This window comes from Nocardioides sp. BP30, from assembly GCF_029873215.1.
GTDB lineage: Bacteria > Actinomycetota > Actinomycetes > Propionibacteriales > Nocardioidaceae > Nocardioides.
On record NZ_CP123620.1, the window covers coordinates 1128771 to 1146268 of the forward strand.

13 protein-coding genes are annotated in these 17498 nt (G+C 72.7%); 7 read left to right on the plus strand and 6 right to left on the minus strand.

The window, feature by feature from the left end; all coding sequences use genetic code 11:
* Window positions 1–2: 2 nt before the first annotated feature.
* From P5P86_RS05290 to P5P86_RS05300, 3 genes are read right to left on the minus strand one after another with little or no spacing between them, the layout of a single operon-like run.
* Entirely contained in the window at window positions 3–350 is a 348-nt protein-coding gene (locus tag P5P86_RS05290) for an ArsR/SmtB family transcription factor (RefSeq protein ID WP_280610247.1), read from the minus strand.
* Window positions 351–361: 11 nt separating this feature from the next.
* A complete protein-coding gene (locus P5P86_RS05295; RefSeq protein ID WP_280610248.1) occupies window positions 362–2098 on the minus strand; it encodes an ATP-binding protein in 1737 nt (578 codons plus the stop codon).
* Window positions 2099–2103: 5 nt separating this feature from the next.
* Entirely contained in the window at window positions 2104–2808 is a 705-nt protein-coding gene (locus P5P86_RS05300; RefSeq protein WP_280610249.1) for a response regulator transcription factor, read from the minus strand.
* Window positions 2809–2888: 80 nt separating this feature from the next.
* Here P5P86_RS05300 and P5P86_RS05305 point away from each other — a divergent pair, with 80 nt between their 5' ends.
* The 4 genes from P5P86_RS05305 to P5P86_RS05320 are packed head-to-tail and all read left to right on the plus strand — an operon-like array spanning window position 2889 to window position 6491.
* A complete protein-coding gene (locus P5P86_RS05305; protein WP_280610250.1) occupies window positions 2889–3503 on the plus strand; it encodes a hypothetical protein in 615 nt (204 codons plus the stop codon).
* Window positions 3503–4642, plus strand: a complete 1140-nt coding sequence (locus P5P86_RS05310) for an efflux RND transporter periplasmic adaptor subunit (protein ID WP_280610251.1) — start codon at window positions 3503–3505, stop codon at window positions 4640–4642. The genes P5P86_RS05305 and P5P86_RS05310 overlap by 1 nt, the downstream gene beginning before the upstream one ends.
* Entirely contained in the window at window positions 4639–5316 is a 678-nt protein-coding gene (locus P5P86_RS05315; protein ID WP_280610252.1) for an ABC transporter ATP-binding protein, read from the plus strand. The genes P5P86_RS05310 and P5P86_RS05315 overlap by 4 nt, the downstream gene beginning before the upstream one ends.
* The gene (locus P5P86_RS05320; protein WP_280610253.1) at window positions 5313–6491 is read left to right on the plus strand and encodes an ABC transporter permease; all 1179 of its coding nucleotides are present in this window, start codon (window positions 5313–5315) and stop codon (window positions 6489–6491) included. The genes P5P86_RS05315 and P5P86_RS05320 overlap by 4 nt, the downstream gene beginning before the upstream one ends.
* A 34-nt stretch (window positions 6492–6525) precedes the next feature.
* On the opposite strand, the gene P5P86_RS05325 is transcribed toward P5P86_RS05320, so the two are convergent.
* A complete protein-coding gene (locus P5P86_RS05325; RefSeq protein ID WP_280610254.1) occupies window positions 6526–7893 on the minus strand; it encodes a dihydrolipoyl dehydrogenase family protein in 1368 nt (455 codons plus the stop codon).
* A 63-nt stretch (window positions 7894–7956) separates the two neighbouring features.
* Here P5P86_RS05325 and P5P86_RS05330 point away from each other — a divergent pair, with 63 nt between their 5' ends.
* The gene (locus P5P86_RS05330) at window positions 7957–9648 is read left to right on the plus strand and encodes an ABC-F family ATP-binding cassette domain-containing protein (protein ID WP_280610255.1); all 1692 of its coding nucleotides are present in this window, start codon (window positions 7957–7959) and stop codon (window positions 9646–9648) included.
* A 73-nt stretch (window positions 9649–9721) separates the two neighbouring features.
* Here the strand turns inward: P5P86_RS05330 and P5P86_RS05335 are convergent, their stop codons facing one another.
* Window positions 9722–11332: a S1C family serine protease gene (locus P5P86_RS05335; protein ID WP_280610256.1), complete on the minus strand. Its 1611-nt coding sequence runs from the start codon at window positions 11330–11332 to the stop codon at window positions 9722–9724.
* A gap of 221 nt (window positions 11333–11553) precedes the next feature.
* On the opposite strand from P5P86_RS05335, the gene P5P86_RS05340 reads away from it, so the two are divergent.
* A complete protein-coding gene (locus tag P5P86_RS05340) occupies window positions 11554–15435 on the plus strand; it encodes a Pls/PosA family non-ribosomal peptide synthetase (RefSeq protein WP_280610257.1) in 3882 nt (1293 codons plus the stop codon).
* Here the strand turns inward: P5P86_RS05340 and P5P86_RS05345 are convergent.
* Window positions 15428–16090, minus strand: coding sequence for a hypothetical protein (locus P5P86_RS05345; protein WP_280610258.1), 663 nt, complete (start codon window positions 16088–16090; stop codon window positions 15428–15430). The two genes, P5P86_RS05340 and P5P86_RS05345, sit on opposite strands and share 8 nt — an antisense overlap.
* 96 nt (window positions 16091–16186) lie before the next feature.
* On the opposite strand from P5P86_RS05345, the gene P5P86_RS05350 reads away from it, so the two are divergent.
* Window positions 16187–17494 (plus strand): M1 family metallopeptidase, encoded by a 1308-nt coding sequence (locus P5P86_RS05350; protein WP_280610259.1) that lies wholly within the window; start codon window positions 16187–16189, stop codon window positions 17492–17494.
* The last annotated feature ends 4 nt before the right edge of the window (window positions 17495–17498 follow it).

Consider the following 17498-nt stretch of genomic DNA (forward strand, 5'->3'; position numbering starts at 1 on the left):
GATCACTGCCTTTCGGGTTCGTCGGCGAGGAGCGCGTCGAGCCGTGCGACGCGGGCGCGCCAGATCTGTTCGTAGCGGTCGAGCAGCGCCCTGGCCTGCTCGATCGTCGCGGGGTTAGCGCGCACGACGCGTTCTCGGCCCTGCTGGTGCTTGGTCACCAGGGCGGCCCCCTCCAGGACGGCGACGTGCTTCTGCACGGCCGCGAAGGACATGTCGTACGCCGCGGCCAGCCGCGACACCGATGCCTCACCGGAGAGGGTGCGGCGGAGGATGTCGCGACGGGTCGCATCGGCGAGGGCCCGGAAGATCCGGTCCACCTCGTCTTCGCTCAGTTCGTGAAGTACAACCATTTGGTTGTACGTTAGGCCGGCTCGGCGGAGCCGTCAAGGGGGCGGGGCCGAGCGCGGAGGTCGATGGTCACGGTCGTGCCCGCCCCGACCTCGCTGGTGGCCTCGACCGTGCCTCCGTGCGCCTCGACGATCTGCCGCACGATCGCCAGACCCAGTCCGCTGCCACCGGTGGCCCTGCTGCGCGAGGGATCGACCCGGCGGAAGCGATCGAAGATCAGGGGCAGCTCGGCGGCCGCGATGCCCTCGCCGGTGTCGACGACCCGGAGCGTCCCGGGGGCGCCGAGCACCAGCACGCGGCCGCCTCGAGGCGTGTGCCGGATCGCGTTGACGAGGAGGTTGCCCAGCGCTTGGCGCAGTCGCACGGGGTCGGCGTGGATCCTCGCCCCCGGCGAGGTCGAGGCAAGGAGCTCCACGCCTGCCGCATCGGCCGTCGCGCGGTGGGCATCGGCGACCTGGTCGCAGAAGGAGCCGAGGTCGATCGGCTCGGGGGAGAGTCGCAGCTCGCCGGCATCGCCCACCGACAGGTCGTGCAGATCCTCGACGAGCCGCTGCAGATGCGTGGTCTCCTCGTGCAGGCTCTCCAGGAGCCGCTCGTCGGGGACGGCGAGGCCGTCCTGAGCGGCCTCCAGCCACCCGCGGATGTTCGCCAGGGGGTTGCGCAGTTCGTGCGAGACGTCGCTGACCAGTCGGCGGCGGGCCTCCTCCAGCTGCTGGCGACGGTCGGCCATCCGGTTGAACGCGTGGGCCATCTGGCCGATCTCGTCGCGCCTGTGCTCCTCCACCCGCACCAGCAGGTTGCCCTCGCCTGCCTCCTGGGCCGCAGCGGCGAGCCGGCGGACCGGTCGCACGACGTAGCCGGCGAGCAGCGCCGAGAGCAGGAGGGTCACCACCAGGACAGCGACGGCCAGCACGCCCACGCGGAGCCTGCCGGCGCCGGAGAGGCTCCAGGACACGTCGGCGCTGGGATCGCCCCCGCCGATGAACAACAGCGCGCGCGGAGCGACGTACGGACGCAGCATCGCCCGGCGTGAGCTCTCCACGCAGCGGGCGACCCGGGCGTGCCGTCCGGGGTAGCCGACGATGGCGGTGAAGTCGGTTCTGATGCCGATGACTGCCGGCACGCCGGCGCGTTCCACGCAGGCATCCACCCGCTGCTGGAGCTCCGCCCAGGACGTCCGGTCCTCGGTACTGCCGAACGGCCCCGTGACCCGCTCGTCGATGGCCGGCAGCGGTGGCACGGCGATCTCCAGGCAGCGCGTCGTGCGGCAGGCCGACGGCACCGTCGCCACCGGGCCAGGGGTGGGCACGGGAGCGCCGCTCGCGGTGGTGGTCGCAGGGCTGCGCAGGGCGGTGTCGACCGCCAGCGCGTCCAGCGTCGCGCGGGCCTGGGAGACGGGCCGCGGCGTGGTCCCGCGGCCGGAGTCGAGGAGGACCCGACCGCTCTCGTCGGTGACCGTCACCCGCCTGCCCGACCGGTCGGCGAGGCGGTCGACCAGTCCGCTCGCACCCGTCCAGGAGCGGTGCGTCGCGGCGTAGCCGATCAGCGAGTCGTACGTCGTCGCGTCGGCGTGCAACGACTGCTGCTGCTCCTGGTGGACCGCCACCGCCGTCGAGCGGACGGTCGCCCAGGTCGCGGCGACCACGGCGACCAGGGCGACCACCGCTCCCAGCGCGAAGAGCCGCAGGAACAGGCTGTGGTGCCAGCGCACCCGATCCTCGAGCCGGGCGTCTCGGGCGCGCCGTCCCATGCCGCTCACGATGCTTCGGGTGCGGTGCCGAGGGTCGCCGGCAGGGCGTAGCCGACGCCGTAGACGGTCCGGACGATGGCCGGGTCGAGCTTCTTGCGCAGGTTGGCGACGTGGACGTCGATGGTGCGCCGCGAGACGTAGCGATCCACCCCGTGCAGGTGGCGCAGGAGTTGCTCGCGGCTGAAGACCCGGTCCGGCTCGCCGGCCAGCAGCTCGAGCAGGGCGAACTCGCCCGGCGTGCACTCCACCGACCGGCCACGGAACGACACCTCGTGGCTGGCCGGGCTCACGACGAGGTCACCGACGTGGAGCGTGCGGGGCGCACCGGCACCGCCGCCCACGGAGGCGCGGCGCAGCAGGGCGCGGGCCCGTGCCATCAGCTCGCGCGGGCTGTAGGGCTTGGTCAGGTAGTCGTCCGCGCCGAGGTCGAGGCCGAGCAGCAGATCCTCCTCGCTCGCGCGGGCGGTCAGCATGAGGATCGGCACGTCGGCGGTGGCGGGATCGGCGCGCAGCACCCGACAGACGTCGAGACCGTCCATCGCGGGCATCATCACGTCCAGCACCACCAGGCCGACAGGCCCCCGTCGGACGCTCTCGACCGCCCGACGTCCGTCCTGCACCACCGTCACCGTGTGTCCCTCGGCCACGGCGTAGCGCCTGATCAGCTCCGCCTGCTTGGGATCGTCCTCGGCGACCAGGATCCGTGCCACGGCAGCGAGTCTAGGAAGGCTGACCGGCGCCGAACATCGTCCTGACGAGTTGCTGACAATCTGCTCCTAGCGTCCCCGGCATGAGAACGACACTCCACCCGCTGATCGCCACCCTGCTGGTGGCGCCGGTCCTCGCCGCCTGTGGAAGCACCGGATCGCCTCACGTCGCCGCCCTGCCCGCGGGCGTCTCCTCCGGCACCACCACCTCAGAGTCGGCCGGAACGGTTGAGCGGACCGGCACGAGCGACAGCGATGGTGCGGACGGCTCGCCGGGGCGCCCGCAGTTCCGGCTCGACGACACCGACGCCCGGCGCACGGCGTTGATCAACGCCTACAGCCAGTGCCTCATCGATCACGGCGCGACTCGGTTGACGGGGCGGGAGTCGTCGGCGCCGCAGATCGTGCCGGCCGGCGGCGACGGGGTGCCGTTCATCACCGTCGCCGACCCGGTGCCGACGGCTGCCAAGGCTGCCTGCGCGAGCAGGCTCCCGCTGATGCCGCCGCAGGTGGAGGCGGCGACCAACCCGCACTTCCACGAGCAGTCCCTGGCTTACGTGGGGTGCCTGCGCAAGCACGGTGAGTGGGTCGAGCTGCTCAACAACCACGATCTGGACTGGACCTACGCCGAGGGTCACCCCGTCCCCGAGGACAACGCCGCCATCGAGCAGGCCTGCCTGATGGAGGCGTTCAGCTGATGCGCCGACCTCGGCTGCGCACCCTCGCCATCGGAGCCGCGGTGGGTCTGGTCGCGGTGGGCGGCACCGGCGCCGGCCTCGAGCTGGGTCACAGGCAGTCCGGCGGCACGCTCACCACGAGGTCGGCAGGCGCCACCGTGGCAGTCGCTCGCGGCCGGCTCGCCCAGGCCCAGGAGCTCACCGGCGCCCTCGGATTCGGCCAGCCCACCACCGTCACCGGCCACGGCGAGGGCACCATCACCTGGCTGCCCGCCACGGAGACGACGGTGACCCGCGGCCACCAGGTCTACCGCGTCGACGACCGGCCGGTGGTGCTGCTCTACGGAGCGCTGCCGCTCTACCGCACGCTGACATCGCATCCGGGGGCGCCCGGTGGCGGTGACAGCGGTGACGGTGCCGATAGCGGTGACAGCGGTGATGCCGCCGGCAGCGGCACCGACCAGCCGCCTCCCGTCACCCCGCTCCTGCGGGGCAGCGACGTCGACCTCGTCGCCGCCAACCTCGCCGCACTCGGCCTCTACCACGGCCCGACCAGCGAGGTGACCTACAGCTGGCCGTTGACCTACGCCGTCGAGCGCTGGCAGCGGGCGCTGGGTGAGCAACCGAGTGGGGTCATCGACCCGCGCGAGGTGGTCGTCGCACGGGGGCCGATCCGTGTCGACGGCGTGACCGCCCATCTGGGAGACGACGCCCAGCAGCCCGTCCTGACCGTCACGAGCACCGCGAAGAAGGTGACGCTGCAGGCGCCGGTCGCGCTCGCCGGCTCGATCAAGGTCGGTCACCGGGTCCGGGTCCGGCTGCCCGACGGTCGCACCGTCGGCGCGCGGGTCGAGAGCATCGGCACGGCAGCGGGCGACGGGGACGGCGGCCCGCCGTCGGTGCCCGTCGTCGTACGCCCCGTCCGGGCCGGTGCCCTGCGCCGGGTGGCGCTCGGGCCCGTCACCGCCCGCGTGGTGACCGCCTCGGTCCCGGACGCGCTGCACGTGCCGATCGCGGCACTGGTGGCACTCGCGGGCGGCGGCTACGCGGTGGAGCGCTCCGGCGGCGGGCTGGTCCGCGTCACGATCGGGATGGTCGCCGACGGCGAGGTCCAGGTCTTCGGCGTGAGTGCCGGCACCCGGGTGGTGATCGCCCGATGACCGGCCGGTGTGTCCTCGAGCTGACCGCTGTGACCAAGGAGTACGCCGGCGGCGTCGTCGCCCTGCACGAGGTCTCCCTGAGGATCGAGGCCGGGGAGGCGGTGGCGATCGTGGGTCCGTCCGGTTCGGGGAAGTCGACCCTGTTGCACCTGATGGGCACCCTCGACCGGCCCTCGGCCGGCCGGGTCGAGGTGGAGGGCTCCGACACGGCGAGGCTGACCGACGCCGAGCTGTCCCGGCTGCGTGCGCAGCGACTGGGCTTCGTCTTCCAGCACTCGCATCTCGCCGACCGGCTCAGCGCCGAGGAGAACGTCGCGACCGGACTGCTCTATGCCCGCGTTCCGCGCTCGGAGCGCCGACCGCTGGCCCGCGCCGCGCTGGACCGGGTGGGGCTCTCCCACCGTCGCGGGCACCGCCCGCACGAGCTCTCCGGCGGCGAGCGGCAGCGGGTCGGCATCGCCCGGGCCCTGGTGAACCGACCGGCGCTCGTGCTTGCGGACGAGCCGACCGGCGCCCTGGACCAGACCACCGGGCGGCAGATCCTCGACCTGCTCGGCGAGCTCAGGGCCGAGGGCACCACGATCGCCCTGATCACCCACGACCCGGGGGTGGCGGCGTCCTTCCCGCGGCGGGTGGAGATCCGCGACGGTCGGCTCTGGGGGGAGCCCCGGTGACCCGGCTGCTCGATGCGCTGGCCCTGGGCTGGCTCGGCGTGCGCAACCGCCCGGCGCGGGCCGTGATGAGTGCCCTCGGGGTGGCGCTGGGGATCGGCACGCTGGTGCTCGTCACCGGCATCCCCGCCAGCGGCCAGGCGTCCCTCGATCGGCAGCTGACGGCGCTGGGCACCGACGTGCTCCAGGCGCAGGGCGGCGATGTCTCCCAGCAGCCCGTCGAGTTGCCCACCGCGGCGGCCGCGATGGTGCGGCGGATCGGTCCGGTCGAGCGGGCCTCCGCGATCGCCAACCTCAACGTGCGGGTGCTGCGCACCGACCTCTCGGACCCCAACGACACCGCCGGCGTCTCGGCCCTGGCCGCGACACCCGACCTGCTCACCGCTGTGCACGGCTCGCTGTCCTCGGGAGTCTTCCTGACAGCGGCCAGCGAGCGCCTCCCGGCGGTGGTGCTCGGTCACACCGCCGCGCAGTGGCTCGGCATCACCTCCGTGGACGCCGCCCAGGCACCGAGGATCCGGGTCGGCACCGGCTGGTTCACCGTCGTCGGGATCCTCGCTCCGATGCCGCTGACGCCCGAGCTGGAGCAGGCGGTCCTGGTCGGTTGGGACGCCGCCCGGAGCGAGCTCGGCTTCGGCGGCCACCCGACGGTGGTCTACCTGCGCGCCGTCGAGTCACAGCTCGAGGCGGTCCGTGACGTCCTCCCGGCCACCCTCGACCCCGCCGCGCCGGGGCTGGTGTCGGTGAGCCGGCCCTCGGAGGCGCTCGCCGCGAAGCGAGCCACCCAGGGCACGTTCTCGGCGCTCTTCCTCGGCCTGGCGGCGGTGGCCCTGGTCGTCGGCGGCATCGGGGTCGCCAACACGATGATCGTCTCGGTGCTGGAGCGGCGACGCGAGATCGGTCTGCGACGAGCACTGGGCGCGACGCGGGGCGACGTACGGCTGCAGTTCCTCACCGAGGCGGTGCTGCTCTCCGGGCTGGGCGGCCTGGCCGGTCTCGGGGGAGGGCTGGTGGGCTCGCTCGGCTACGCGATGGTCCGCGGATGGCCGCCGGAGGTTCCGCTGCCGGCAGTGGGTGCTGGGCTGCTCGGCGCGCTGATCGTCGGCGCCGTGGCCGGTCTCTACCCCGCTGTCAGGGCCGCTCGGCTCGCGCCGACGCAGGCCCTGGCAGCGGTGTGAGCCGTGCCGGGAGGAGCAGCCCGGGGACCGGACCTCAGTCGTCGAGGTCCTGCAGGGCTGTCTCGATGGTGCGGTGGAAGGTCGGGTAGGCGTAGATCATCGTGCGCAGCGTCTCCACCGGCACCCGTGCGTGCACCGCCAGGGTCAGCACGGCCAGGATCTCGCCGCCGGCCGGGCCGACGGCTGAAGCGCCGACGAGGACACCGTCGGCCTCGACCACCTTGATGAACCCGACGGCGCCGGGGCCGTGGGTGAAGCCGCGCGAGGACGCACCCAGGTCGGCCTGGCCGACCCGCACCGGGAGCCCCTGCTTGCGGGCCGCCTCCTCGGTCAGGCCGACACCGCCGACCTCCGGATCGGTGAACGTGGTGTGCGGGACGGCGTGGTAGTACGCCGGCGCACCGCCGGCGCCCTGCAGGTCGCGCAGCGCGATGTCGGACTGGTACATCGAGATGTGGGTGAAGGCGCCGTGACCTGTCACGTCGCCGATGATCCACACCCCGTCGGCACCGATGGCCCTCATCCGGTCGTCGACCTCGATCCGCGACGGGTCGAGACCGACGCTCTCCAGGCCGAGGCCGTCGAGGTTCGGGGTGCGGCCAGCGGCGACCAGCAGCCGGTCGCCGGTGACCTGCTCGCCGTCGGCGAGACGGAGCGTGAAGCGGCCCTCGGCGTACTGCACCTCGGTGGGCTCCGCGCCGGTCAGCACCCGGACGCCGTCGGCGACCAGCACCTTCTCCAGCAGGGCCCCTGCCTCCGGCTCGTCGCCGGGAAGCAGTCGGGGCCCGTGCTGGATGAGCGTGACGCGACTGCCGAAGCGGGCGAAGACCTGGGTCAGCTCGCAGCCGATCGGGCCGCCACCGACGACGATCAGCTCCGCGGGCACGGTGGTGGTCTGGAGCGCCTCCCGGTTCGTCCAGTACGGCGTCCCGTCCAGGCCGGTGATCGGCGGTGCGGCCGGCCGTGTCCCGGGATTGAGAACGACGCCGACCCTGGCGTCGATGGTGACCTCCGCGGAGCCGTCGCTGGGTGTCACGACGACCCGTCGAGGCCCGTCGAGCCGGCCCGTTCCGCGCAGCACCGTGGCACCGGCGTCCTCCAGGCGGCGCACGGCGGCCTCGTCGTTCCAGTCGGCGGTGGCCTCCTCGGCGACCCGCTTGGCCACCGGAGCCCACGACGGCGTGATGGTGACGTCGCCGGCCAGCTGCCCGGCGCGGTGCGCCTCGGCCAGCGCGTCGGCGGCGCGCACCATCATCTTCGAGGGGATGCAGCCGTAGTAGGGGCACTCGCCCCCGACCAGGTGCTTCTCGATCGCTACCACCTTCAGCCCCGCTCGGGCTGCCTTGTTGGCCAGGGACTCGCCACCGGGACCGGTGCCGATCACCACCACGTCTGCGTCCATGGTGGCGACGGTACCCGGGTAAAGCAGATGCCTGACAGGGGTGGGCTGACGCAGACTCTGCGGGTGGGCCATGTCGACGTCGCCGGAGTGCGCTACCAGCTGCCGGACGGGAGGGTGCTGCTCGAGGATGTGTCGTTCCGGGTCGGCGAGGGCGCGAAGGTGGCGCTGGTCGGCGCCAACGGCGCGGGCAAGACGACGCTGCTGCGGCTGGTGACCGGCGAGCTCGCCCCGCATGCCGGCGTCGTCACCCGGTCCGGCGGCCTGGGCGTGATGCGCCAGCAGGTCGGCCGGGGCTCGACCACCGTCGGCGAGCTGCTGCTCTCCGTCGCGCCACCGCGCGTCCGAGCCGCCGCCGAGCAGGTCGACGCCTGCGAGGTGGCGATGATGGACACCGACGACGAGCCCACCCAGCTGCGCTACGCCACGGCGCTGGCGGAGTATGCCGACGCCGGCGGCTACGACCTCGAAGTCGCCTGGGACGTGTGCACGATGGCCGGTCTCGGGGTGCCCTTCGATCGAGCGAGGAACCGCGCACTCGACACCCTCTCGGGTGGGGAGCAGAAACGGCTGGTGCTCGAGTACCTCCTGCGCGGACCCGACCAGGTGCTGCTCCTCGACGAGCCGGACAACTACCTCGACGTACCCGGCAAGATCTGGCTCGAGCAGCGCATCCGCGAGTCCGAGAAGACGATCCTCTACGTCAGCCACGACCGGGAGCTGCTCGCCAACACCGCCACCCGCGTCGTCACCGTCGAGCTGGGCCAGGCGGGCAACCTGGTCTGGACGCACCCCGGCGGCTTCGCGAGCTACCACCAGGCCCGACAGGACCGCTTCGCCCGCTTCGAGGAGCTTCGCAAGCGCTGGGACGAGGAGCACGCCAAGCTCCGCGCCCAGATGCTGATGTACAAGCAGAAGGCCGCCTACAACGCCGACATGGCGAGCCGCTACCAGGCCGCGCAGACCCGTCTGCGCCGGTTCGAGGAGGCCGGGCCGCCCACCGAGCAGCCGCGCGAGCAGCACGTCGTGATGCGGCTGGCCGGGGGCAGGACCGGCAAGCGCGCGGTGGTGTGCGAGAGCCTGGAGCTCACCGGCCTGATGCGCCCCTTCGACCTCGAGGTCTGGTACGGCGAGCGTGTCGCCGTGCTCGGTTCCAACGGGTCGGGGAAGTCGCACTTCCTGCGGCTGCTCGCCGCCGGCGGGACGCGTCCTGACCGCGAGCACGAGCCGGTCGGCGACATCGTGATCGAGCCGGTGGCCCATCGCGGGACGGCCCGGTTGGGTGCGCGCGTGCGGCCGGGATGGTTCGTGCAGACCCACGCCCACCCGGAGCTGACCGGTCGGACGCTGCTCGACATCCTGCATCGCGGCGACGGTCGCACCGATGGCAGCGGACGCGACGGCATGGGCCGCGAGGCCGCCAGCCGGGTGCTCGACCGCTACGAGCTGGCCCATGCCGCCGAGCAGACCTTCGACTCGCTCTCCGGCGGCCAGCAGGCGCGCTTCCAGATCCTCCTGCTCGAGCTCTCCGGGGCGACCCTGCTGCTTCTCGACGAGCCGACGGACAATCTCGACGTGCAGTCCGCGGAGGCGCTGGAGGCAGGGCTGGCGGCGTTCGAGGGGACTGTCCTCGCCGTCACCCACGACCGCTGGTTCGCGCGCGGCTTCGACCGGTTCGTCGTGTACGGCGCGGACGGGGGCGTCTACGAGTCGCCTGAGCCGGTCTGGGACGAGCGGCGGGTGGATCGGGCCCGCTGAGAGTCGGCGGGGGAACGAGCAAGCGGCCCCGCAGCCCAAGGAGTTAGCTGCGGGGCCGCCTGAGACGGACGGCTCAGGAAGTGGAGGTCGAGGCGTCCGAGTCGAGGGTGATCTGTGCGCTCTTGGTCTTGCCGCTGTCGGTCCAGGTCACGGTGACCTTGTCGCCGGGGCGGTAGGCGCGGATGGTGGCCACCAGGGAGTCCGAGCCGGCGATCACGTGCTCGCCGACCTTGGTGATGATGTCGCCCTCCTTGATGCCGGCGTCGGCTGCCGCCGAGCCCTTGTTGACCGACTTCACCAGCGCGCCGAGCGTCGTGAAGACATCGGACTCGCTGTCGCCGCCGGAGCCGCCCGAGCCGCCGGAGCCGCCGGAGCCACCCGACCCGCCGGAGCCGCCGGAGCCGTCCGACCCGCCGAAGCCCGGGAAGCCGGGGATCAGGCCCTCGGAGCCACCGCCGGAGCCGTCACCGGACCCGCCGCCGGACCCGTCGCTCTGGCCCGAGCCGCTGGAGCCGCTGGTGGTGGAGGGGACGTCGGCGACCGAGATGCCCAGCCGGGCGTGGGTAGGCGTCTGACCCTTGATCATCTGCTCGATGATCGGCATCACCTCGTCGACCGGGATCGCGAAGCCGAGGCCGATCGAGCCGGCCTCCTCGTCGCTGGAGGAGGTGGTGGAGCGGATGGAGGCGTTGATGCCGACCACGTTGCCGTTGAGGTCGACCAGGGCACCACCGGAGTTGCCCGGGTTGATGGCCGCGTCGGTCTGGATGGCGGGGTAGACCGTGGCGTTGCCGTCACTGTCCGAGCCCACGTTCACCGGCCGGTTCAGCGCACTGACGATGCCCGAGGTCACGGTGGAGTCCAGGCCGAACGGCGACCCGATCGCCACGACGCTCTGGCCGACGGCGAGCTGGCCGGACTTGCCGATGGTGGCGGGCGTCAGGTTGGAGACGCCACTGGCCTTGATCACCGCTGTGTCGGTCAGCGGGTCGGTGCCGACGATCGTCGCGTTGGCCTGCGAGCCGTCGTTGAAGTCGACCTTGATGGTGCCGGTCTTGCCGGCGATCTCGACCACGTGGTTGTTGGTCATGATGAGGCCCGCGGAGCTGAGGATGATGCCGGAGCCCGAGCCGGCCTCGGTGGAGCCGGACACCTCGATCTTGACCACCGAGGGCAGCACCTTCTTCGCGACCGCCTCGACAGTGCCCTGGCTGGCGGTCGGGGCCTTCTCGTTCGCGATGTTGGAGGTGGTGCCCGAGGAGCTGAAGACGCTGCCGCTGTCGGCGTCGTTGTGGTGGTAGAGCGCCGCGCCGGCATAGCCGGCACCGCCGCCGATCACCAGCGCCGCCGCCACCGCTCCGGCCACCAGGCCCGCGTTGCGTCGACGCGGGCGTGCGGCGGTCGCGGGCTTCTCCGCGACGGCCGTGCTGCCGAAGCCACCGAAGCTGTCGAAGAGGTGCTGGGTCGGCGGGGGCGGCGGCGGGCCCGAGGGGCCGCCGTACTGGCCGCCGTAGGGGGAGGGCTGCTGGGCGCCGAAGAGCGGCTGTGTGGATTCGGTGGTGTGCTCGGTGGGCTGCTCGGCGGGCGTCTCGGGAGCCTGCTGAGCGCGCTGCTCCTCGAACTGCTCGCCCGTCGGCTCACCGGCCGGTCGGTCGTCACCCGACGGAGGAGGAAAGTCGTTCATGTCGTCCACTCTGCCTGCGATCTCTGATGGTTCCCTGAAAGGGTGCTGCGTGATTCCACAATCTCACGCCGCCCGGTGCTGGACCCTGGACCACCGATGCTTCCACCTCCTCCAAACAGGCAGGATGGGGACCGGCGGGGTACCGCGCCCGCGGCCGACACCGAGGCCGCAACCCGAGGGCCGGTCACCCTCCGTTCACCTGATCCCGAAAGGGTCCGACTGTGCCTGACCCGTTGCTGCGTCATGCGGAGGCCCCCTCGCCCCGCACCCTGGTCGACGTCATCCGCGAGACGATCGCCCAGGCGGCGGACGAGCCTGCGCTCGACGCCGCCAACGGCGTGCTCACCTACGCCGAGCTCGAGGAGGCTGCCGAGAGCGTCGCGGTCGAGCTGAACGGGGCCGGTGTCGGACGCGGCGACAAGGTAGGCGTCCGGCTGGCCAGCGGCACCACCGAGCTCTATACGGCGATCCTGGGCGTGCTGCTCGCCGGCGCCGCCTACGTCCCGGTCGACGCGGACGACCCCGACGAACGCGCCCGGACGGTCTTCGGTGAGGCCGGGGTGGCGGCGGTGATCGGCGCCGACCTGCAGATCGACGTACGGCGACCCAGGCCCGCACGAGAGCCCGAGGACCCGGAGCCGGAGGACGACGCCTGGGTGATCTTCACCTCGGGATCGACCGGCAGGCCGAAGGGCGTCGCGGTGACGCACCGCAACGCGGCGGCGTTCGTCGATGCCGAGTCGCAGCTGTTCCTCACCGCGGAGCCGATCGGCGTGGGTGACCGGGTGATGGCCGGCCTCTCCGTCGCCTTCGACGCGAGCTGTGAGGAGATCTGGCTCGCCTGGCGGTACGGCGCCTGCCTGGTCCCGGCGCCGCGCGCCCTCGTGCGCAGCGGGGTGGACGTCGGACCGTGGCTCGTCGCCAACCGGATCACCGTCGTCTCGACGGTGCCCACCCTGGTCGCGCTGTGGCCGGCCGAGTCGCTGGCCAAGGTGCGGCTGCTCATCATGGGCGGCGAGGCCTGCCCGCCCGAGCTGGCCGCCCGGCTGCAGGCACCCGGCCGCGAGGTCTGGAACACCTACGGTCCCACCGAGGCGACGGTGGTGGCCTGCGCTGCCCTGATGACGGGGGAGGGACCGGTGCGCATCGGTCTGCCGCTGGCCGGGTGGGACCTGGCCGTGGTGGACCCGGCGAGCGGCCGGCGGGTCGCCGAGGGGGAGACCGGCGAGCTGATCATCGGCGGCGTGGGCCTGGCTCGCTACCTGGATCCGATCAAGGACGCGGAGAAGTACGCGCCGATGCCGACGCTGGGCTGGGACCGCGCCTACCGCTCGGGGGATCTGGTCGTCTACGACCCCGAGGGCCTGCTGTTCGGCGGTCGCACCGACGACCAGATCAAGCTCGGCGGCCGCCGCATCGAGCTCGGTGAGATCGACTCGGCGCTGCTCCAGGTCCAGGGGGTGGTCAGTGCCGCGGCGGCGGTGCGCAAGACGCAGGCCGGGAACAGCCTGCTGGTCGGGTACGTCACCGTCGACGCGAGCTTCGACCAGGCCGCCGCGCTCGCCCACCTCCGGGCCGAGATGCCGGCCGCGCTGGTGCCGCGCATCGCCGTGGTCGACACGCTGCCCACCCGGACCAGCGGCAAGGTCGACCGCGACGCGCTGCCCTGGCCGCTGCCCGCCCGGGCGGACGCGCCGGCGGGACTGAGCGAGACCGAGGCCTGGGTCGCCGAGCTGTGGAACGAGGTGCTCGGGGCAGCCGTGACCGACCCGCGGGAGGACTTCTTCGACCTGGGCGGCGGCAGCCTGAGCGCAGCCCAGATGGTCAGCCGTATCCGGGCGCGCTATCCCGAGGTCGCCATGGGCGACATCTACGACCATCCGCGGCTGGGCGAGCTGGCGGCGTACCTGGACGCGATGGGCGCCTCCGGCGCGATCTCGGACCGGGAGGTGCCGGTGGTGCCGGTCAAGACCCAGCTCGGCCAGGTCGTGGGCACGCTGCTGGTGCGCTGCCTGGCGGCGCCGCGCTGGCTGACCTGGCTCGCCGTGGGCTGCTGGTTGGCCGCGCGCGACGACGACCTGGCCGCGATCGGCCTGCCCGACCCCAGCCCGTGGCTGCTGGTGCCGGCCGTCGTGGTCTTCCTGACGCCGCCGGGTCGGATGCTGCTGGCGGCCGGGGCGGCCCGGCTGATCCTGCGCGGCATCGAGCCCGGCGATCACCCCCGCGGGGGCAAGGTGCACCTGCGCCTGTGGCTGGCCGCCCACGCGGTGGACGAGCTCGGCGCCCATGGGCTGGCCGGAGCGCCTCTGATGACGTGGTACGCCCGTCTGCTCGGCGCGCGGATCGGCGACGACGTCGACCTGCACAGCCTTCCGCCGGTCACCGGGATGCTGCGACTGGGCGCCGGGGCCTCGATCGAGCCCGAGGTCGACCTCTCGGGCTTCTGGATCGAGGGGGACGTCGTCCATCTCGGCAGGATCCGGGTGGGCGCCGGAGCACGGGTCGGCGCGCGGTCGATGCTGCTGCCCGGTGCCGACGTGGGCGCCGACGCCGAGATCGGCGCCGGTTCCGCCGTCTTCGGTGCGGTGCCCGACGGCGAGTACTGGTCCGGCTCACCGGCCGCACGTGGCAGCCGCTCCGCCCGCGGGCCGTGGGAGGAGCGGGTGCATCGCAGCGGGCTGTGGGTGGGCCTGTACGGCGTGGCAGCGGTGGTGCTCGCCCTCTTCCCCGCCGTGGGCATCGCCGCCGGTGTCCTGGTCGATGTCGCGCTCGCCGGGCGGCCCGGCTCGCTCGGTGACGTCGGGGCGCTGGTGGCGTGGAGCCCGGTGGCAGTGCTGGCCGGCTACCTGGGCCTCGCGCTGCTGATCCTGGTGACGGTGCGCCTGGCCGGTGCGCTGATCAGGCCGGGCGTGCACGCGGTGCGCAGCACCGCCGGGTTGGCGGTCTGGGCGACGATGCGGGTGCTCGACGACGCCCGCACGTGGCTGTTCCCGCTCTACTCCTCGATGCTCACCCCGCTCTGGCTGCGGGCGTTGGGCGCCCGCATCGGGCACGACGTCGAGGCCTCGACAGTGCTGATGATCCCGGGCCTGACCCAGGTCAACGATGAGGCGTTCCTCGCCGACGACACCCTGATCGGCGGCTACGAGCTGCACGGGGGCTGGGTGCGGGTGGAGCGGGTGAAGATCGGCAAGCGCGCGTTCGTGGGCAACTCGGGGATGGCGGCTCCCGGCCGCAAGGTGCCGAAGGCGTCGCTGGTCGCGGTGCTCAGCGCCGCACCCCGACGCAAGAAGGCCCATGCCGGAGCCAGCTACCTGGGCTCGCCACCGGCGCCGCTGCGGCGTACGGCCGCCGAGTCCGACGCAGGCCGTACCTACCGCCCACCGCTGCGGCTCAAGCTCGCGCGGGCGGTGATCGAGATCTGCCGGCTGGTGCCCGCCACCCTGGGTGCCCTCGTGCCCGCGGCGGTGGGCTACCTGATCATCCGGTGCTGGCACGCCACGGACGTCGTCGTCGCGCTGGTGGTGGCCGGCCCGCTGCTGGCGGCCGCCGGCGCGGTCGCGGCGCTGGTCACGGTGGCGGCCAAGTGGCTGCTGGTGGGCAGGATGCGACCGGGCACGCACCCGTTGTGGAGCTCGTTCGTGTGGCGCAACGAGCTGGCCGACACCTTCGTGGAGGTCCTGGCCGCGCCATGGTTCGCTCATCCCGTCGCCGGGACCCCGGTGCTGAACCTGTGGTTCCGGCTGATGGGCGCGAGGATCGGCCGAGGCGTCTGGATCGAGACGCATTGGCTGCCCGAGACCGACCTGGTCGACCTCGGTGACGGAGCCACGGTCAACGCCGGCACGGTCGTGCAGACCCACCTGTTCCACGACCGCATGCTCGCCCTCGACACGGTCACCCTGCGCCGGGGCGCGACCCTCGGGCCGAACTCGGTGATCCTGCCGGCCGCCATCCTCGGTCGGCACAGCGTCGTCGGCCCCGTCTCGCTGGTGATGCGCGGCGAGTCGCTCCCCGACAAGACGCTGTGGATCGGAAATCCGATCGGCCCTTGGGCCGAGGAGGTCCAGGGGCCGATCGGAGGTCAGCAGCGGGTCAGATGATCCGTCCGGTGCGCACGGCTCCGGCGTAGCCGGGCGTCGCGGGCAGGATGATCTCGACCTTGGTGCCGGCCGCGCCGTGCAGGTGGGTGCTCCACTTGCCCTTCTTGGTGGTCTTGACCTTGAACCACTTCTTGTACTTGCCGTGCGACTTCTTCTTGAAGACGAGCTTGACCTTCGCGGCGGGGGCGACCTTGCCCCACAGGTGCAGGCCCTTGGACTTCAGCGAGAAGCTGTGGGCGACCGGCACCGTGACCACGGCGCTGGTCGAGGCGGTGTAGCTCTCATTGCTGCTGGACCGGTAGCCGCTGTAGACGATCCGGTAGCGGGTGGTGATGGTCGGCTTCACGTCGTAGAAGTCGGCGTACGTCGGCGAGGAGGCGGTGGCCACGTTGCGCCACGAGGTGAACGGGTAGGGCGCCGCCTGGAGCGTCACGGTCCCCGAGCCGCTGCCGATGTAGGACCCGTCGGCGGCCTTGACCTGGCCGGACAGGTCGACGGTGCCGCCGTAGACGACGGTGCCGGAGACGGGCTGCAGGGAGCTGGTCGTCCCACTCGTGGTCGCTGCCTGAGCCGACCCGCCGGCGGCGAGTACGGCGGCAGGGGCCGCCAGCAGCGTCAGCGCGAGCGCGCGGGCGAGGGTGGTGCGCAGGGTCATGGGAGTCCTTGTCGTAGGGGGAGTCGTCTCTTTACTTCCCGCCCGCAACCCCCGCGAAACACGGGGTGAACGGCGGCTCGATAGCCTCGGGGAGCCATGTCTTCTCTGCCGACCGCCGATCCCTACCTGCCCGGGCACGGCGACCCCTCCTGGGGTGCCACGCACTACGAGCTCGACCTCGACTACGACCTGGCCGCGAACCGGCTGGCCGGTACGGCGGTGGTCCGCGCCGTCGCCGAGCAGGACACCGACCGGGTGGTGCTGGACCTGGCCTACCTGCAGGTGCAGAAGGTCACCGTCGACGGCAGGCCGCCCGCGAAGTGGGCGCATCGCGACCATCGACTGGTGCTCACGCTCAAGCGCGCCCTCCGGGCGGGCGAGGCCTTCACCGTCCAGGTCAAGTACGCCGGTCGTCCGCGTCCGCTCGTGCTGGCTCCGCACGGCGACGCCGGCTGGGAGGAGCTCAGCGACGGTGTGATCGTGGCCGGTCAGCCGCACGGGGCGCCGTCGTGGTTCCCGTGCAACGACCGACCCGACGACAAGGCGCCGTACGCCATCTCGGTGACGGTCGCCCACAACTACACGGTGGTGAGCAACGGCCTCCTGGTCGGTCGGACCCGGCGGGGCAGCGGCGAGACGTGGCGCTATGAGCAGGACGAGCCGATGTCGACCTATCTCGCCACGGTGCAGATCGGCCGTTACCGGCTCGTCGAGGACGAGGGCGAGGGCACGCCGATCCTCGGTGCGGTGCCGGAGAGCGCCCTGGCCGGCTACACCCGTTCCTTCGGCCGCCAGCGGGAGATGCTCGACTACTTCACCGAGGCGTTCGGGCCCTATCCGTTCGGCCGGTACACGGCGGTGGTCACCGATGACGCACTCGAGATCCCGCTGGAGTCGCAGTCGCTGTCGACCTTCGGACGCAACTACCTCACCGGGCGCTGGGAGGAGGTCCGGCTGGTGGCGCACGAGCTCGCCCACCAGTGGTTCGGCAACGCCGTCACGCTGCGGGCGTGGAAGGACATCTGGCTGCACGAGGGTTTCGCCTGCTACGCCGAGTGGCTCTGGTCCGAGGCGGGCGGTCACGAATCGTGCGACGTGCAGGCCCGACGGCACCACGCCAGGCTCGACCGGCTGGGCAAGGATCTGCTGCTCGCCGATCCCGGTCCGGCCCTGATGTTCGACGACCGGGTCTACAAGCGCGGTGCCCTGACCCTGCACGCGCTGCGGCTGACGGTCGGGGACGAGACGTTCTTCCGGGTGCTGCGCACCTGGGTGGCCCGGCACGAGGGAGGCACCGTCACGACCGCCGACTTCGAGGCGTTGGCCGCCGAGGTGGCGGGGCGGGACCTGGGCGAGCTGTTCGAGGCATGGCTGCACCGGCTGCCGTTGCCGGCACTGCCCTGACCGC

Bases quoted from the DNA above. Each gene is read 5' to 3' on its own strand.
- P5P86_RS05290 (WP_280610247.1), bottom strand. From the start codon at position 350: ATGGTTGTACTTCACGAACTGAGCGAAGACGAGGTGGACCGGATCTTC.
- P5P86_RS05295 (WP_280610248.1), bottom strand. From the start codon at position 2,098: ATGGGACGGCGCGCCCGAGACGCCCGGCTCGAGGATCGGGTGCGCTGG.
- P5P86_RS05305 (WP_280610250.1), top strand. From the start codon at position 2,889: ATGAGAACGACACTCCACCCGCTGATCGCCACCCTGCTGGTGGCGCCG.
- P5P86_RS05310 (WP_280610251.1), top strand. From the start codon at position 3,503: ATGCGCCGACCTCGGCTGCGCACCCTCGCCATCGGAGCCGCGGTGGGT.
- P5P86_RS05315 (WP_280610252.1), top strand. From the start codon at position 4,639: ATGACCGGCCGGTGTGTCCTCGAGCTGACCGCTGTGACCAAGGAGTAC.
- P5P86_RS05325 (WP_280610254.1), bottom strand. From the start codon at position 7,893: ATGGACGCAGACGTGGTGGTGATCGGCACCGGTCCCGGTGGCGAGTCC.
- P5P86_RS05335 (WP_280610256.1), bottom strand. From the start codon at position 11,332: ATGAACGACTTTCCTCCTCCGTCGGGTGACGACCGACCGGCCGGTGAG.
- P5P86_RS05345 (WP_280610258.1), bottom strand. From the start codon at position 16,090: ATGACCCTGCGCACCACCCTCGCCCGCGCGCTCGCGCTGACGCTGCTG.
- P5P86_RS05350 (WP_280610259.1), top strand. From the start codon at position 16,187: ATGTCTTCTCTGCCGACCGCCGATCCCTACCTGCCCGGGCACGGCGAC.